25 protein-coding genes are annotated in these 14,205 nt (G+C 70.9%); 21 read left to right on the forward strand and 4 right to left on the reverse strand.

What is annotated here, in order from left to right; genetic code table 11:
- Nucleotides 1–80: 80 nt before the first annotated feature.
- Entirely contained in the window at nucleotides 81–506 is a 426-nt protein-coding gene (locus ACGFNI_RS19975; RefSeq protein WP_393685467.1) for an XRE family transcriptional regulator, read from the reverse strand.
- Nucleotides 507–736: 230 nt separating this feature from the next.
- Here ACGFNI_RS19975 and ACGFNI_RS19980 point away from each other — a divergent pair, with 230 nt between their 5' ends.
- The 20 genes from ACGFNI_RS19980 to ACGFNI_RS20075 all read left to right on the forward strand — a co-directional run bounded on the left by ACGFNI_RS19980 (nucleotide 737) and on the right by ACGFNI_RS20075 (nucleotide 11,800).
- Nucleotides 737–1,033 (forward strand): XRE family transcriptional regulator, encoded by a 297-nt coding sequence (locus tag ACGFNI_RS19980; protein ID WP_393685469.1) that lies wholly within the window; start codon nucleotides 737–739, stop codon nucleotides 1,031–1,033.
- On the forward strand, nucleotides 1,030–1,308 hold the full coding sequence (locus tag ACGFNI_RS19985) for a helix-turn-helix domain-containing protein (RefSeq protein WP_393685470.1): 279 nt from the start codon (nucleotides 1,030–1,032) through the stop codon (nucleotides 1,306–1,308). Before ACGFNI_RS19980 ends, ACGFNI_RS19985 begins: the two co-directional genes overlap by 4 nt.
- Before the next feature lie 77 nt (nucleotides 1,309–1,385).
- Nucleotides 1,386–1,907: a hypothetical protein gene (locus ACGFNI_RS19990; protein ID WP_393685471.1), complete on the forward strand. Its 522-nt coding sequence runs from the start codon at nucleotides 1,386–1,388 to the stop codon at nucleotides 1,905–1,907.
- An 83-nt stretch (nucleotides 1,908–1,990) separates the two neighbouring features.
- Nucleotides 1,991–2,338: a hypothetical protein gene (locus ACGFNI_RS19995; protein ID WP_393685473.1), complete on the forward strand. Its 348-nt coding sequence runs from the start codon at nucleotides 1,991–1,993 to the stop codon at nucleotides 2,336–2,338.
- The gene (locus tag ACGFNI_RS20000) at nucleotides 2,335–2,532 is read left to right on the forward strand and encodes a hypothetical protein (protein ID WP_393685475.1); all 198 of its coding nucleotides are present in this window, start codon (nucleotides 2,335–2,337) and stop codon (nucleotides 2,530–2,532) included. The genes ACGFNI_RS19995 and ACGFNI_RS20000 overlap by 4 nt, the downstream gene beginning before the upstream one ends.
- Nucleotides 2,529–2,957 (forward strand): hypothetical protein, encoded by a 429-nt coding sequence (locus ACGFNI_RS20005; protein ID WP_393685477.1) that lies wholly within the window; start codon nucleotides 2,529–2,531, stop codon nucleotides 2,955–2,957. Before ACGFNI_RS20000 ends, ACGFNI_RS20005 begins: the two co-directional genes overlap by 4 nt.
- On the forward strand, nucleotides 2,954–3,868 hold the full coding sequence (locus tag ACGFNI_RS20010; RefSeq protein WP_393685479.1) for a hypothetical protein: 915 nt from the start codon (nucleotides 2,954–2,956) through the stop codon (nucleotides 3,866–3,868). The genes ACGFNI_RS20005 and ACGFNI_RS20010 overlap by 4 nt, the downstream gene beginning before the upstream one ends.
- Nucleotides 3,868–4,944: a hypothetical protein gene (locus ACGFNI_RS20015; RefSeq protein ID WP_393685480.1), complete on the forward strand. Its 1,077-nt coding sequence runs from the start codon at nucleotides 3,868–3,870 to the stop codon at nucleotides 4,942–4,944. Before ACGFNI_RS20010 ends, ACGFNI_RS20015 begins: the two co-directional genes overlap by 1 nt.
- Nucleotides 4,941–5,729 (forward strand): hypothetical protein, encoded by a 789-nt coding sequence (locus ACGFNI_RS20020; protein WP_393685482.1) that lies wholly within the window; start codon nucleotides 4,941–4,943, stop codon nucleotides 5,727–5,729. Before ACGFNI_RS20015 ends, ACGFNI_RS20020 begins: the two co-directional genes overlap by 4 nt.
- Nucleotides 5,726–6,016: a hypothetical protein gene (locus tag ACGFNI_RS20025; protein ID WP_393685484.1), complete on the forward strand. Its 291-nt coding sequence runs from the start codon at nucleotides 5,726–5,728 to the stop codon at nucleotides 6,014–6,016. The genes ACGFNI_RS20020 and ACGFNI_RS20025 overlap by 4 nt, the downstream gene beginning before the upstream one ends.
- The gene (locus ACGFNI_RS20030; protein ID WP_393685486.1) at nucleotides 6,013–6,216 is read left to right on the forward strand and encodes a hypothetical protein; all 204 of its coding nucleotides are present in this window, start codon (nucleotides 6,013–6,015) and stop codon (nucleotides 6,214–6,216) included. Before ACGFNI_RS20025 ends, ACGFNI_RS20030 begins: the two co-directional genes overlap by 4 nt.
- Complete coding sequence (locus ACGFNI_RS20035) at nucleotides 6,213–6,926, forward strand: 3'-5' exonuclease (RefSeq protein ID WP_393685487.1); 714 nt, start codon at nucleotides 6,213–6,215, stop codon at nucleotides 6,924–6,926. Before ACGFNI_RS20030 ends, ACGFNI_RS20035 begins: the two co-directional genes overlap by 4 nt.
- Nucleotides 6,923–7,507 (forward strand): hypothetical protein, encoded by a 585-nt coding sequence (locus ACGFNI_RS20040; RefSeq protein ID WP_393685489.1) that lies wholly within the window; start codon nucleotides 6,923–6,925, stop codon nucleotides 7,505–7,507. Before ACGFNI_RS20035 ends, ACGFNI_RS20040 begins: the two co-directional genes overlap by 4 nt.
- Before the next feature lie 73 nt (nucleotides 7,508–7,580).
- A complete protein-coding gene (locus tag ACGFNI_RS20045) occupies nucleotides 7,581–8,618 on the forward strand; it encodes a hypothetical protein (protein ID WP_393685491.1) in 1,038 nt (345 codons plus the stop codon).
- Nucleotides 8,615–9,322 carry a hypothetical protein gene (locus ACGFNI_RS20050; RefSeq protein WP_393685493.1) on the forward strand — a complete coding sequence of 236 codons (708 nt, stop codon included), beginning with the start codon at nucleotides 8,615–8,617 and terminating at the stop codon, nucleotides 9,320–9,322. The genes ACGFNI_RS20045 and ACGFNI_RS20050 overlap by 4 nt, the downstream gene beginning before the upstream one ends.
- On the forward strand, nucleotides 9,319–9,660 hold the full coding sequence (locus tag ACGFNI_RS20055) for a hypothetical protein (protein WP_393685495.1): 342 nt from the start codon (nucleotides 9,319–9,321) through the stop codon (nucleotides 9,658–9,660). The genes ACGFNI_RS20050 and ACGFNI_RS20055 overlap by 4 nt, the downstream gene beginning before the upstream one ends.
- 104 nt (nucleotides 9,661–9,764) lie before the next feature.
- Nucleotides 9,765–9,923, forward strand: coding sequence for a hypothetical protein (locus ACGFNI_RS20060; protein ID WP_393685497.1), 159 nt, complete (start codon nucleotides 9,765–9,767; stop codon nucleotides 9,921–9,923).
- Nucleotides 9,924–9,952: 29 nt separating this feature from the next.
- Entirely contained in the window at nucleotides 9,953–10,297 is a 345-nt protein-coding gene (locus ACGFNI_RS20065) for a hypothetical protein (protein WP_393685499.1), read from the forward strand.
- A gap of 170 nt (nucleotides 10,298–10,467) precedes the next feature.
- A complete protein-coding gene (locus ACGFNI_RS20070; RefSeq protein WP_393685500.1) occupies nucleotides 10,468–11,022 on the forward strand; it encodes a WhiB family transcriptional regulator in 555 nt (184 codons plus the stop codon).
- A 106-nt stretch (nucleotides 11,023–11,128) separates the two neighbouring features.
- Entirely contained in the window at nucleotides 11,129–11,800 is a 672-nt protein-coding gene (locus tag ACGFNI_RS20075; protein WP_393685502.1) for a nuclease-related domain-containing protein, read from the forward strand.
- Nucleotides 11,801–12,036: 236 nt separating this feature from the next.
- Here the strand turns inward: ACGFNI_RS20075 and ACGFNI_RS20080 are convergent, their stop codons facing one another.
- Nucleotides 12,037–12,246, reverse strand: a complete 210-nt coding sequence (locus ACGFNI_RS20080) for a hypothetical protein (protein WP_393685503.1) — start codon at nucleotides 12,244–12,246, stop codon at nucleotides 12,037–12,039.
- Nucleotides 12,247–12,348: 102 nt separating this feature from the next.
- Here ACGFNI_RS20080 and ACGFNI_RS20085 point away from each other — a divergent pair, with 102 nt between their 5' ends.
- Complete coding sequence (locus tag ACGFNI_RS20085) at nucleotides 12,349–12,693, forward strand: hypothetical protein (RefSeq protein ID WP_393685505.1); 345 nt, start codon at nucleotides 12,349–12,351, stop codon at nucleotides 12,691–12,693.
- 39 nt (nucleotides 12,694–12,732) lie between these two features.
- Here the strand turns inward: ACGFNI_RS20085 and ACGFNI_RS20090 are convergent, their stop codons facing one another.
- Nucleotides 12,733–13,194: a hypothetical protein gene (locus tag ACGFNI_RS20090; RefSeq protein WP_393685507.1), complete on the reverse strand. Its 462-nt coding sequence runs from the start codon at nucleotides 13,192–13,194 to the stop codon at nucleotides 12,733–12,735.
- Between the two features lie 119 nt (nucleotides 13,195–13,313).
- Complete coding sequence (locus tag ACGFNI_RS20095) at nucleotides 13,314–14,084, reverse strand: GntR family transcriptional regulator (RefSeq protein WP_393685509.1); 771 nt, start codon at nucleotides 14,082–14,084, stop codon at nucleotides 13,314–13,316.
- Nucleotides 14,085–14,205: the final 121 nt, after the last annotated feature.

The following is a 14,205-nucleotide window of genomic DNA, read 5'->3' on the forward strand; positions in this document are numbered from 1 at the left end:
TGCAACTGATGCGGAACGACTCGTTTGGCCGTTGAATTCGTTACAAATAATGAACAGAAAGTAATGTATTAGGTAACGGTTCAGGGCTCGCGCGATGAGCCGTCGAACGTCGCCAGCAGGCGAGCCAGCTGCTCCCGTTGCTCGGGCGTCATTCGCTCGGCGTGCTCCACGAGCGCACGCGCCTCGCCGCTCTGACTCCAGACCGAATCGATCCCCAAAAACTGTGCGCCGGCCGCGTCTTGCAGTCGCCCCAGCGACACCGAGAGAACGTCCGCAAGCGCCCGGAGTTCTGGGAGTTGGGGCGGGATCACCGGCTCACCCTTCTCCAGTCGATCCAGCCACCCCCTCTTGATGATCGGTCTACCGTCCGGGCCCAAATTGCCCGAGTGCTCCTCCACCCCTCGGAGGCTGAGTCGGAGGTCGGCGCGCCGATGCCGCACGAGATCAGACAGGTGCGTCCGCGTGTCGTCCCGCTCACTCATCATGGCCATCCTGTCGATAAACATCGTCCATGTCCATTTTGTCAGTTACTAAGCACAGCGTTAGTGCAGGTCGCAGATATCTGACGACCTGTGACCTGGACAGATTGTCCACGGTATCGGCCAGCGCACGGTAGAGCGCGCAAGGGGCGGGGCGGGGGTGCAACTCGCCGTGTCCATCTGAATGGACACACTGTCCATCCTGTGCCATGCTCTCCATGTCCAAGCAGGTGGACGTATTGCCACAGGAGATAGACATGTCGCGTACTCCCCAATACCAGCTCCTCGACGCCGACCTCCTGCGCCGACTCATGCAGCGCACCGGGACCGGACAGCGGGTAACGATCCGTGAGCTGGCCGCCCACGCAGGCTGCGCCGTCGGCACGGTCGGAAATCTGTTGAGCGGAAAACAGCAGTGCGTCACCTCCGGCACCGCGCACTCCGTGGCGCAGGCGATCGGGGTCGACACCCTCGTCCTCTTCGCCCCCACCGGGCGGGCTACCCCGGTCTCGTCCCCGGCGGCGTCACTGACACCGCTCCGGGAGGCGGTGTGACCGGCCGCCGCTACACCTACGACGAGGCAGCCGAAGCGCTGCGCGTCCACCCGACGTGGCTCCGCCGGCACATCAAGGAACTGCCGCACTCCAAGAAGGGGCGCGTCGTCACCTTCAGCGAAGACGACATCGAGCGCATCGACCGGCAGTTCCACCACGAGCCGGTCGACTCGGCTCCCGCGGCGGCGCCGTCCTCGGCCGCGCCGCACCCGCTGGCGAATCTTCGCCCGCTCCCGGCGCGCAGCTCACTGCACCGCACCCGCATCACCGCGTGAGTCGGGGCCGCTAACCGGCTGCCACCGGCGCGACCCCTCCGGCTCACCTCACCAATCACACAAACGAAAGGCTCACCGTGAGCATCGACTCTAACGCCGGCCCCGCCGCTGTGGCTGACGCCCAGCTGCGCGGGCACCTGGCCGCCCTGGCTGTGGCCGAACAGGTCATCCGCACGTGCCCGCAGCTTCCGGACTCGGTGACCACCGAGTGCCACTCCTGGTCGACCGGCAGCCGCGTGGTCCAGGTGTACTTCCACAGCTCGAAGATCGGCGTGGCTGCTCTGGCGCGGGCCCTGGCTGTGCGGACGACCACCGAGCCGCACAGCACCACCGACCCACGCCCCTACACGTCGCTTGAAGCGGTCGTGGACGGCGTCCAAGTCCACGCTTGGACCCTGACGGACGCCGTCGAGCAGAGTGACGACCTGCTCGTGGAATCCGCGACGGCTGAGGTTCAGGCCGACGGACTGTGCCCGTGGCGGCGCGTCACGGACACCCTCAACGGCCTGATCGCTGCCGGTGTCCCGGCGCACATCGAGCCGGACGGCCACATCTCCAACCCGGCCGGGGACGCCGACTCCGAGCGAGGCGACCGGTGATCTTGCTGCGTTCGTCCTCCTCGCCCTCTGGGGCCTCGCCCTCTTCTCTCTCTTCTTCGAACTGCTCCTGGGAGGCACCACCGATGACCGCTGACCGCACCCCCGTTACCGGGCCGTTCCGCGTCTCCGTCGACCGGACTCCCAGCGGGGTCACGCTCGACATCACGCACTTCATCGAGGCACTGCTCCTCGACCTCGTCACCGATCACGCCGACGCCCTCGCCGACATCCTCGCGGAGCAGGCGGAGCCACGCCCGTACAACGGGCACCGGCCGGAGACCCTGCCCATGGAGCGGCTGCTGGAAGCGCTGGATACGCGCATCCCGGTGTATGGCGCGCAGCGCCGTGTGCTGGCTGACCGTATCCGAGCGCTGGCGGGTCCGGTCCCGGTCCCGACGCAGCGGTCCGCCGAGGGGGGTGCGGCGGCGTGAGCGACCGTACTTACCGCGACGGAGCACACCTGATGTGCGGGTTGTGCGACCTTCCGCACGAGGTGCTGACCGCTGAGACGGCCCTGGCCTACCCGGAGTTGGGAGCGGCCGACGAGCTGGGAATTCCGCTGTGCTGCGATGCAGCGTCGGATGCGTGGCGCGCCGAGCGCGGTATCGCGGGTGGTGCCGCATGAGCGCGCGCGACGAGATCCGTCGGTATGTGTCCCTGCTTGGGGATAGTTGGACACCGCGTGAGACGACGGACGCACGAGTGCAGCGGGTGTACGCCGCTGTTCGCGCCGAGGTGCTGCGCGAGGCCGCCGACACCATCAACGCCCTGCCGCAGGACTATGAATGCGACCCGGGCCGCGGAGACGCGGCAGACCTGCTGCGCCGGATGGCGGACGAGGCCGGGAAGGACACCCGCGAGGGCGAGTCCACCCGCGCCGCGATCGTCGCCGAGCGCGACACGCAGATCGTCGCCTGGCTGCACAAGAAGGCCCGGGAGTACAGGTCCACCGGCAGTCGGCAGCACGCCTTGCAGGCGGAGACCATCGACCAGATGGCGTCCAAGATCCAGCGGGGCGCCGTCCGGCCCGAGGGCGGTGGCGCCGTATGACGACGACCGCGCAGGCCGGGGCCCACGCCCCGGCCGCCGGGCGCCGCTCCAAGAAGAGCGAGCCGACCGGCGCCGACCGAATCCCCCGTCGTTCCCAGGGTTGGTACCGCGACCATCTCGACCCCAAGATGAAGCTGCGCTCCGTCACGACGATCCTGTCTCAGGGCATGCCGAAAGACGCGCTCGTCTTCTGGGCTGGGAACCTCACCGCAGAGACCGCGCTGGACAACCTCCCCTACCTCGTCCGTGCTTCGCTCCGCCCGGAGCAGCGCGCCGAGGCGTACCACTGGCTCCGCCGCGCCCACACCCGAAAGAAGGACGCCCGCGCTGCCGTCGGCTCCGCCGTGCACCAGATGATCGAGGCTCATGTTCTCGGCCAGCCCGTGCCCGCAGAACTGCGAAACGACCTCGAAATCCGGCCCTACGTTGACCACTTCGAGCGCTTCGTAGACGAGTGGCAGGTGACGTTCGAGGCGTCGGAGATGGTCGTCGCCAACTACGGCGAGGGCTACGCCGGGACGCTCGACTACCTCCTCCGCTCGCCGCTGCTCGCCGCCGCCCTCGCCGTACCGGCGGACACCGTGTTCATGGGCGACACCAAGACCGGCGGCGAGCTGGACAAGAAGGGCGTCTACGCCGAGGCCGGGCTCCAGATGGCCGCGTACGCGCATGCAGACGTCGGCTGGCTCCGGGACGGCTCCAAGGTGCCTCTGCCGCCGGTACACAGCACGGGGATCGTGCTGCACCTGCGCCCGGAGGGCTACCGGCCCATCCCGGTCGGCTGTGGCCCTGCCGAGTTCGCCGCGTTCCTGCACGCCCGGGACATCGCCGAGTTCCAGCGCACCACCGCCAAGGGCGTCGTCGGCAACGCCCTCACCCCGCCCACCAGCGACGAGACGAGGGCCGCCTGATGCCGATCCTTGACCTGCAACAGCGCACCCGCGAGCTGGGGCGCATCCGGATCGGCGTCACCGCGCCGGCCAAGAGCGGGAAGAGCCGCCCCGCGAAGCTGGACCGCTTCCGGTTCACCTCCGCCTCCCGGCCGCTCCTGGAGAAGGTCGCCGCGCTGTACGGCGGCGCCGTCGCGGACTGGACCCCGGCCAACGGCGGCCCCGCGGCGTTCGAGGTCATCACCGACGCCCGCCGGGTGCCGATCCTCGTGCCCCCGCAGCCCGTCTCCCAGTATTACGAGCTGTGGTCCGGCGGCGGCTGCCAGCGGCGGTGCGACGGCGTCACCGAGCTGCTGTCCGACCGGGCATGCCCGTGCGGGCCGGATCCGGAACGGCGGCAGTGCAAACCCACCACCCGTCTCAACGTCGTGCTCCGCGACGTGCCGGGCGTCGGGGTGTGGCGGCTGGAGTCCCACGGCTACTACGCCGCCGTCGAGCTGCCGGGAGTCGCCGAGCTGCTGGCCCAGGCCGGCGGATACGTCGAGGCGTACCTCGGGCTGGAGGAGCGAACCGCGAAGCGGGACGGCCAGACGCGCCGCTGGATGGTGCCGACGATCGACATCGATATCGCGCCGTCGGCCCTGATGGCGGGGCAGACCAGCACGGCTGCGGTGGCGGGCGGCTCGGAGCGAGTCGCACTTGCGGCGCCCCGGCCGGACTACGTAGCGCTGGCGGAGGTGGCCACGACGGCGGAAGCCGTAGGTCAGCTGTGGACGCAGGCGGTGCAGGCCGGTCACATGGACGATCGGACCGCCGCCACGCTTCGCGCCCGGGGCGAGGCACTGAAGACCGCGGGCGCCCCGGAGGATGCCGAGCCCAGTGAACTCGTTGAAGCCGAGATCGTCTCTGATGAAGAAGCGCCCGAGGACGTGTGGTTCGACATCATCGCCGCCGCGGGGAAGCACGGGTGGACCACTGCGGAGGTTGAGCAGCGGTTCGCGCAGGCCAACGACGGGCTGCACCCGTCCACCGCGACGGTCGAGCGGCTGCGCGACTTCCTCACCGAGGTGAAGGCGGCCCCTGGGGGTGCCCGGTGAGTACCCGTCCTCACGGCTACGCCCGATACCGGCTCGACGGCTGCCGCTGCTACACCTGCGGATACGCCCGCAGCCAGTACGACGACAACCGCAACCGCGCGCTGGCGTACGGCACATGGCACCCCTGGGCGGATGCTGAGCCGGTACGCGTCCACGTCCGGCACCTCCAAGACTGCGGCATGGGCCTGCGGACCATCGCCTCCGCCGCGGGTACCGACCGCAAGCGACTCAAGGTGCTCCTCGTCGGGCGCCCGGAGCGCGGTACCGGCCCGCAGGAGCGGGTCCGGCCCGGACTCGCCGCTGCCGTACTCGCCGTCGAGCCGACCCTCGAAACGCTCGCCGCGAAGACGACCATCTCGGCCGTCGGAACCGCGCGCCGACTCCAAGCGCTCGTCGCTGGCGGGTGGCCGCAGGATGCTCTGGCCACCGGGCTGCGCATGACACCTGGAGCCGTCGGCCGGGTCGTCGCAGCGGACGCAGTCACCGTGCAGACCGCGCGAGCCGTCCGCGATCTGTACGACGCGTGGTGGCGCGCCGCCCCTGACGAGCACGGAGCGTCGCCCGGAGGAATCACCCGGGCCCGACGTCGGGCAACCGCCGCCGGGTGGGCACCGGTTGGGGCGTGGGACGACGAGACGATCGACGATCCCACGGCCTTCCCCGATTGGACCGGTCGCTGCGGGACTCCCGAGGGCTACCGGGCCCACCACCGGGTGCAGATTCCCCTGTGCCAGCCCTGCCGGGCTGCCCGCGCTGAACAGCGAGCAGAACGGGCGGCGGCATGACCGCGGTCGCCGTCTCACGCCCGTGCCGGGCGCTCGGGCCGCACAAGGGCCCGGTCCGGCCGTACGCGGCTGGCTACCGGTGCAGCGCCCACGCTCCGTGGGCGCTCGCCGGGCGGCCCGAGCCTCAGCCCGGCCCCGGCTGGCCGGCCGACGCCTGGACGACGCCGTCGCCGCAGTCCGCGTCCGCCGTGCATGACGCCCGCGCCATCGCCTCGGGCAAGCGCCGCTCCAACTCCACTGACTACCGCGCCGACCTCACCGCCGGCGCCCGGAAGGACCCCGCATGACCACCACGAGCATGGTTGCCGTAGACGGCACCGATGCCCTCGCCTTTGTCATCATCCGCCCCGGCACGGCCGACGGCTCCGTCAGCATCGAAGCCGCCGCCAGCGGCATGTCCAAGGAGGCCGCTGCCTACGTACTGCGCCACGTCGCCGAGCAGTTCGAGGCCGAGGCCGCCGACGAGCAGCAGGACGGTGCCCAGTGAGCTGGCACACCGGCCGCCTCGCCGGATACGACCTCGAAACCACCGGCCCCGACCCGGAGACCGCCCGCATCGTCACCGCCTGCGTAGTGCAGTGCGGCGGCGGCCAGGACACTGCCTCCGCGACGTGGCTCACCGACGTGGACGGCGAAGACATCCCCGCCGAAGCCGCCGCCATCCACGGCGTCACCACCGCGCAGGCCCGTGCCGAGGGCATCGACCTGCGCGAGGCCGTCGAGCAGATCCTGGACGCGCTCTCCGCGGCAATGACCGCCGGTACCCCGTTGGTGGCGATGAACGCCCGCTACGACTTCACCGTTCTGGACCGTGAGGCCCGCCGGTACGGCATGACGCCTCTCACCGACCGGTCCGGGAAGTTCCGCGTCATCGACCCGTACGTCATTGACAAGAGCGTCGACCGCTATCGCCGCGGCTCCCGCAAGCTCACTGCGCTCTGCGAGCACTATGAGGTACGCCTCGACGGCGCGCACTCCGCCGACGCCGACGTGATCGCCGCGTGCCGCGTCGCCTGGAGGCAGGGCACCCGGTACGCGCAGCTCGCCGCCATGAGCCTCGACGAGTTGCACCAGGCCCAGATCGAGTGGGCCGCCGAGCAGGCCGCGTCCCTGGAGGCGTACTTCCGTCGGAAGGACCCCAAGGCGCGGGTGGAACGCACCTGGCCTCTCATCCCGCACCAGCGGGAGGCCCAGTGACCACGCTGTTCGACGCCGCCCCGGCCGCCACCACGGCGGCCGGGCCCCGGCCCCGCCTCTACCGCGTCGCCGGACTCGACATCAGCCTCACCGGCACCGGCATCGCCACCACCGGCGGCACCACCCGCGTCCCCACCAAGGGCCGCCGCAAGGACTCCATCGCCGACCGGCACGCCCGGATGAGGCACATCACCGACACCGTGCTGACCGAGGTCGGTGACGTCGACCTCGCCTGCGTGGAAGGACCATCGCACCACTCCGTGGGCGGGTCCTCGTGGGACCGCGGCGGCCTGTGGTGGCTGATCGTCTCCAGCCTCTGTGCCCGGGACATCCCCGTCGCAGTCGTGCCGCCCACCAGCCGCGCGAAGTACGCGACCGGCAAGGGCAATTCGAGGAAGGCCGTCGTCCTCGACGCGGCGCAGCATCGGTACGGCGCGGTGCTCGATACCGACGACGAGGCCGACGCCCTCATCCTCCGCGCCATGGGCCTCCACCACCTCGGACAGCCCCTCGCCGAAGTCCCCGACGGCCACCGCGCAGCCCTCGCCGGCTGCCAGTGGCCCGTCCTGCCACACCTCTGATCCATCCGCACGGCCCCGGGGCGGGACGACCCCCAACTCCCGCCCCGGGCGCACCAGCAGAGAGAAGCCTCAGATGCCCTGGGTACGCCTCGACGACCGGTTCCCCTCCCACCGGAAGGTCGCGCTGCTCTCCGACAAGGCGTTCCGGCTGTACGTCTCCGGGCTGTGCTGGGTCTCCGAGAACCTGACGGAGGGGAAGATCCTCGACCGCGAGCTGAAGGTCATCTCCCGCATCCGCGGTCCGAAGACCGCCGCCGCCGAGCTGGTCGACGCCGGCCTCTGGGAGCGGATCCCGGACGGCTACCTGATCCACGACTACCTGGAGTACAACCCCGACCGGGCCCGGGTGAAGGCCGACCGAGAGGCGAACGCGGCGCGGCAGAAGGCGTTCCGGGAGCGAAAGCGCACCGAGCGCGAGGCGGCGAAGAAGGCAGCCGAGGAGGGGCCGCGTAACGCCGACCGTAACGGCGTTACGCGTGACGCCGAAGACGCCCCGGGCGACACGAAGCCGACAGCAAAACGACGCGACGGCAACACGAACGCGGAAGAAAACACCCCCGAAAAAAACGGACACCCGCAGGTCAACGCGATTCGTAACGGCGTGAGTAACGCCGCCCCGTCCCGTCCCGTCCTTCCTTCTCCTTCAGAGAAGGAGAAGGAAGGGGGACAGCTAGCTACGCGCGCGGGGACTACCGACCTCCCCCACATCGGCGACCGGCCCCAAATCCCCGCCCCCTGCCAGCCCCTCGTCGACGCCCTCCAGGCCGCCCGCCTCCACGTGGGCTGGGACCTGCGCCCGCAAGAGTGGTTCCTCATCGAGGCGTTGATCCAGCGGTGCGGCATCCCCGCCCTCGTCGCGTCTGCCACCGCGAGCTGGCAGGGCGCCCGCAGCCAACCCCGCAGCGGCCGGTACTTCCTCCCCGCCTGGCGCGCCCTCCCCGATGTCGCCACGGCCACCCCGGCTGATCTGCCCACGGCCGTAGGCGGCCAGGTCGTGCCCTTCGGGCCCCCACCCCGCCCCTCCACCACCGACGCCCGCGTCCAGCAGGCCATCGCCGTCGGCCGCCGCCTCCAGGCCATCGCCGACGCCAAGACCCAGGAGGCCCCGTGATCACCTACGAGCAGGCGGGTGAGCTCCTCGGCCTCGCCGCCGCCCGCGACCAACGCACTGTCGGCGAGGCCGACATCCTCGCCTGGCACGACGACCTCAACGCCGCGGGCATCGCCTACGACGACGCCCGCGCCGCCCTCACCCGCTTCTACGTCGCGCAAGGCGAACTGCGCGCCGAGGACCGGTTCCGTGCCACCACCCCCGACGTCATCCACCACGCCCGCGCGCTCCGCCGTCAGCGTCTGGAGAACTTCACCTACGAGCCGCCGCCCGCCAGCGACGCCGACCCGCAGTACCTCGCACGGCTCCGCGGCCAGCTCGCCGCCACGGCCGACGGCCGCGTACCGGCCCTCAGCGCGGCGCCCGCTCTGGAGGGCGGCCCGCACCTGCGGTTCATGAAGGAGCTGGAAGCCCGAGGGTACGAGGTCGGCCGCCCAATGCCAGAGGACGAAGACGACAGCACGACGGCGGAGGTCGCCAAGGTCCGCCGCCCGGGTCCGCTCGGTGTCGAGTGCCCGTCCTGCAACGCGCCGATCGGCCGGCCATGTAAGACCCGGTTTCGGAAGGGCGTCCCGCGCCCGCACGGCGCCCGCCGCCGGGTAGCTGCCGGGCAGCCCGCGGCGAGCGAGACGCCCGGCGAGATCGAGCAGCGCCGGGCCGCGGCCCTCGCGCACCTCTCCGCCGCCGCGAAGGAGACACCGTGATCCCCGCCGCCGCCCTCGCGATCATCCGGGCCGCCCTCGACGACTACCGCCTCACCACCCCGACAACCGCCGCCACCCCAGCCGGAGCCGCGGACCGCATCGTCGAATACCTCGCCTCCAGCGGATACACCGCGCGCCGCCCCGACGCCCGCCGGCCGTGGGACCGCACTTTCCCGAGTGCCGCCGCCGAAGAGATCCGCGCCGCCCTCACCCTGCACACGCTCCTCATCGCCCCCCACCACTCCACCCCCGCCACTGCCGCCGCCCGCATTACCGCCGAACTGGACGCCGACGACTGGCACATCGTCCCCAACACCCGCATCCACAACGCCGCATAGCCCACACGAGCCCCACGCGCCCGCCTACGGGCCGAACGACTCCACGGCGAACCAGAGGGGCCCGCGCACCGCACAGCCCCGCACGCAGCCACCAGGAGATCCAAATGCGCACGTTCCTACTCGGCCTCGCACTCGGCGCCACCTCCGCTGGGTTCACCTACGCCCTCTCCGCCGACCCCCGCCTCGCCGCCATCGCCGGCGCCATCGTCGCCATCGCCTGCTGGCTCGGCATCGCCGCCATCGTCCTCACCCTCGACGACTGACCGCTGACACACAGAACGGACACCAGCCCATGGGCTACTACCACTCCAGCTACTTCGCCTACGGCCTCCGCATCCCGACCGATGCACATCTGTGGGACGAGACCGATCGCATCGACCGGGTCCTCGCCACGATCAAGGACCGCTGCCCCAATGTCGGGCACCTCACCGCAGGCGCCTACGACGACGACATGCTGTTCCTCGTCGCCGAGTGCAACGCGGTCAGCCTCGGGGAATACGGCCGCGCGGCCTCGGCAACAGCCGAGCAACGCGCCAGCTGGGACCACCAACTCGCCCACGCCGTCCATCACCTCGGCTACGGCAGCATCAGCGGTCTGGAGGCGCCGGGCTGGCTCTGCGTCCCGGATCTGGCGTGACCGCGCGCACGGTGCGATGCCACGCGCTGGCATCCCGTGGGCGACGCCGACGCCACGTAGCGCACGCCGCTCACCTGCACGGACAGCGTCCGGACATCACTGCGGGGCGCGCCGCCCTCAGCAGCGCGCCCCGCCTGCACCAGCTCTCCACCAGCACAAGGATGATCACGATGGACGTCGCCGCGTACCCCTCGTTCCTCAACTCCCTCGCCCCCAGCCAGCGCACCCCCTGCTTCGGACGGGGAAACATCTTCATCAGCAAGGACGGCACCTTCGGCCGGGCCCGCGTCTCAGCAGCCCGCGAGCTGTGCGCGGGGTGCCCCGTGCGGCAGGCGTGCGAGGACTGGGCGGTCAAGGCCGGCGAGCCCGACGGGATCTGGGGCGGCCTCACCCCCCGCGACCGCGCCGAACTCCGGTCGGCACGGTCGCGGGACCGGCACGACTGCGGCACCGAGACCGCGTGGCGCGCCCACCTCAGCCGCGGCGAGTCCTGCGTCATCTGTCGTGAGGCGCACGACGATCGCCTCCGCGCCGACCGACTGACCCGCCTGGAGCGCGAACACCGCCAGCACGGAGGCTCGTTGGCCGGCTACCGCCTGGAGCTGCTGCTCGGAATGCCGACCTGCACCGCCTGCCGTGCTGTCCGGCAGGCGTACTACGAGGGCCGCACCCGCACCCCGAAGTGGTACCGCCCGAGCGCACTCAAGACGCCGGCCGCCGCCTGACCGAGTCCGGACCTTGTCCGCCTACGGTCCGGACGCTCTCTCGTGCGTCTGGACAGACCCCACTTGACCAGCCCGGACACCGTCCGGGCGTGAACGGACACCACGCATGACCACCGTCCTCATCATCGCCGCCATCACCATCTGGCTCCTCTGCCGCCCGCCCCGCACCGAGCCCGGCGCCGGGGCCTCCGCCGACGCCCGCGCACGAGCCCTCCGCACCCCTCTCGTACGGCTCGCAGGCGCGGTCGGCATCTCCACCCGCGCCGGCCGCCTCGCCGACCGGTCCGCGGCCGGCGCAGAGGGGGAGCGGCGCACCGCCCGCCGCATCGCCCCGCTCACCAGCGAGGGATGGGTGATCCTCCACGACCGCGCGTTACCCCGCGGGAAGGCCAACGTCGACCACCTCGCGATCTCGCCGACCGGCACGGTGCTCCTGCCGGATACCAAGAGGTGGTCCGCCAAGTGGCGCCTCCGCGTCGTCAACGGGCGGCTTCTCCATGGCAGCTTGGATGTGACCAACCGTCTCCGCGGCGTCCGGCACGAGGCCCGCATCGTGCAGCAGGCCCTGGGCGTGCCCGTCACCCCGCTCGTGCTCATGGACGGGGCGCCGCTTGAGGGCGGCGAGTTGGCCGTCGACGGCATCCGTATCGTGCCCGCGGACCGGGCGTGCGCAGTCCTCCGCGGCCTCGGCCGCGTCCCGGGACAGCGCCGGGCCGACGATCTCGCCAACGCAGCGGAGCGCCTGCTCCCTCCGTACACGAAGGTGCGTCGCGGGTAGGGGTCAGCGCATCCGCACCACCGCCGGCGCCCCCGCAAGCTGGGAGGGGCATTCGCCGCCCCTGTCGGCACCCTCGGCACCGTGCACAGCCTGCCCACGGAATACGGCGGATACGGCGTCATCCTCGATGGCGACCCTGTCCAGATGCCCGCCGACTACGCACGTGACGAACTCGCCCCGGTCGAGTAGCCCCGTTGCCGCGGCGCCCCGCCCGTCCCCGGACCGGCGGGGCGCCGTCACATCCAGACGTCCGGGCCGCCGCCCCGCCACTCGATCAGTGCCGGGTCGTCGAGGCGCACCGTGTCCGGGTCGAGCCCCGCCCGGCGCAGAAACTCCAACAGGTCCGGCACGCCGTATGCCAGCCCCACGATCGCGCCCCGGATCGTCACCCGCCGGCCGCCGGTCGGCGACAGCGGATGCACCACAACGGGCGGACGCTCAGTCATGCCCCCACCGTGACGCCGAGGAACCCTAGACGCACCCGCACGCGCCCGTACGGATGTCTCGATCACGCCCCGGGCCGGGGCTCCAGTCGGTACCGTCGCGATGTGCGATACGCCCACTACTGCGAATCCTGCGACGGCCGATCCCCCGTGCGGTACACCCGCCACGACGCCAAACAGGACCGCGCAGACCACCGGCACCAGCACCACGGCGACTTGCGCCCGGCCGACCGGATCGAGGAGGTGCCCGGCTTCCTGTCCGCCACGGCCGGTGCGCTGGCGGCCGATGCCCGGCGGGCAGCGCGCGAGGGCGTACGAGCAGCGGGACGGTCCTCGCTCATATCCCGGATCCTGGGTGAGACATCCATGAAGCAGGCCCTGCGCCTGCTATTGGGCGGCGTGGGCGTCATCGTCGTCATCGAGTTCGTCACCCGCTGCGCCCGACACTGAAGTCCTCGCCGCGGCGAGGACTTCAGCTGCGCATTTCGATCAGGTGCGGTCGACCTGCGAGACCCGCACGGACTTGATGTCCGCCGGCTTTCCATTCTCGATCTCCGCCTCGACCGGCGCGATGTCACCCTTCTTCGACTTCCCCGCGCCCAGCTTGTCAGCGGTGATGCCGGTGCTGCCGAGTACGTCGCCGTCCTTGTCCAGGAACTCCAGCTGGGCGAAGTAGTCGGCCACCTCGGACCCGTGGTTCGTGATCTCGTAGTGCACGACGTACGCCCCCGTGCCCCAGACCTTGTGGTCTTCGACGCCGGACTTCACGATCTTCACATCGCCAGCCGCGGACGACTTCTTGCCGCCGGCACCGTCGGATTTCGCCGAAGCCGAGACCGAGGCCGACGGCTTTGCAGCACCATCCTTGCCGGCCTCGTCGCCGCCGGAGCAGCCGGTAAGCAGTCCGCCGACGACAACACCTGCGGCAAGCGTGAGCGCGACTCTGCGCATGATCCCTCCCCTGCCACGCAGCGATGCCCCCAGCACCTCGTGACCGCGTGGCTCGTCCAGGACCGTACCGGCGCCGCGCCCATCTTGGGGGCGTTCGCGCCATTCCGCGCACGCCGCACCTAGTCCCCGCGGTCTTCCCGAGGCCACCGGGCGCTCTCGTCCCGCGGCACTTTGTACGAGACGGCAAACCCGTCTGCCGGCATCCTCGTCTGGTTCACCTCAACGACCTGTTCGCCGACACGCGAAGTGCGGGTCACCACCAGCACGGGCAGCCCCGCTCCTATCCGCAGGGTGACCTGTTCGGCGTCGTTCGCCGGCCGGGACGAGACGGTCTCTTCCCACTCGATCGCCGCGTCAAAGTGCTCCTCAATCCGGTCATAGATGCCACCGTGACCGGTCTGAGCCGCACCGAGGACCGAGAGCTGGCCAACAAGCGGCATCGGCAGGTAGGACGTGGCGAGTTGGAGTGGGCGCTCGGCGTCCGGCGGCCCGACGGCGCGATCCCGGATCATGACGCGCTCGCCGCGCACAACACCCAAGATATCGGCGACATCGGCTGGCGGTACCCCGACCTCCTGCGTCGGCGTGCCGACGCCGCGCCAGTCCTGCGCGCCCAAGTCGAAGAAGTAGCCGATTTCGTCGCGATACGCCGCTCGATCCCTGATGAGGATGGGTGCCGGGGCAGGCGGGCGGATGAACGTGCCGCGCCTCCCCTCGCTGTACAGCAGCCCCTCCGCTACGAGGTGCTTCACCGCCCGATGGGCGGTTTCACGGGCGACCTCGTACTTCACACGCAATCGGTCGATTCCTGGGATCGGTTTGTCCGCCGGCCATAGGCCAGCTTCTACGTCCCGGCGGATTCGCTCCGCGACGTCTCGGTAGCTGGCCATCGCCTTGTCATCCCTTCGGGTCACCTTCTCCCCTCCTATCCTATACAGACTCCATCTAGATGGGATAGAGTCTTCAGTGTCAGAACGCAAGCGGCCCTGAGCCGGGCCATCACCCCAGCTC

The sequence above is a fragment of the Streptomyces sp. NPDC048644 genome, from assembly GCF_043199105.1.
In the GTDB taxonomy this organism is placed as follows: domain Bacteria; phylum Actinomycetota; class Actinomycetes; order Streptomycetales; family Streptomycetaceae; genus Streptomyces.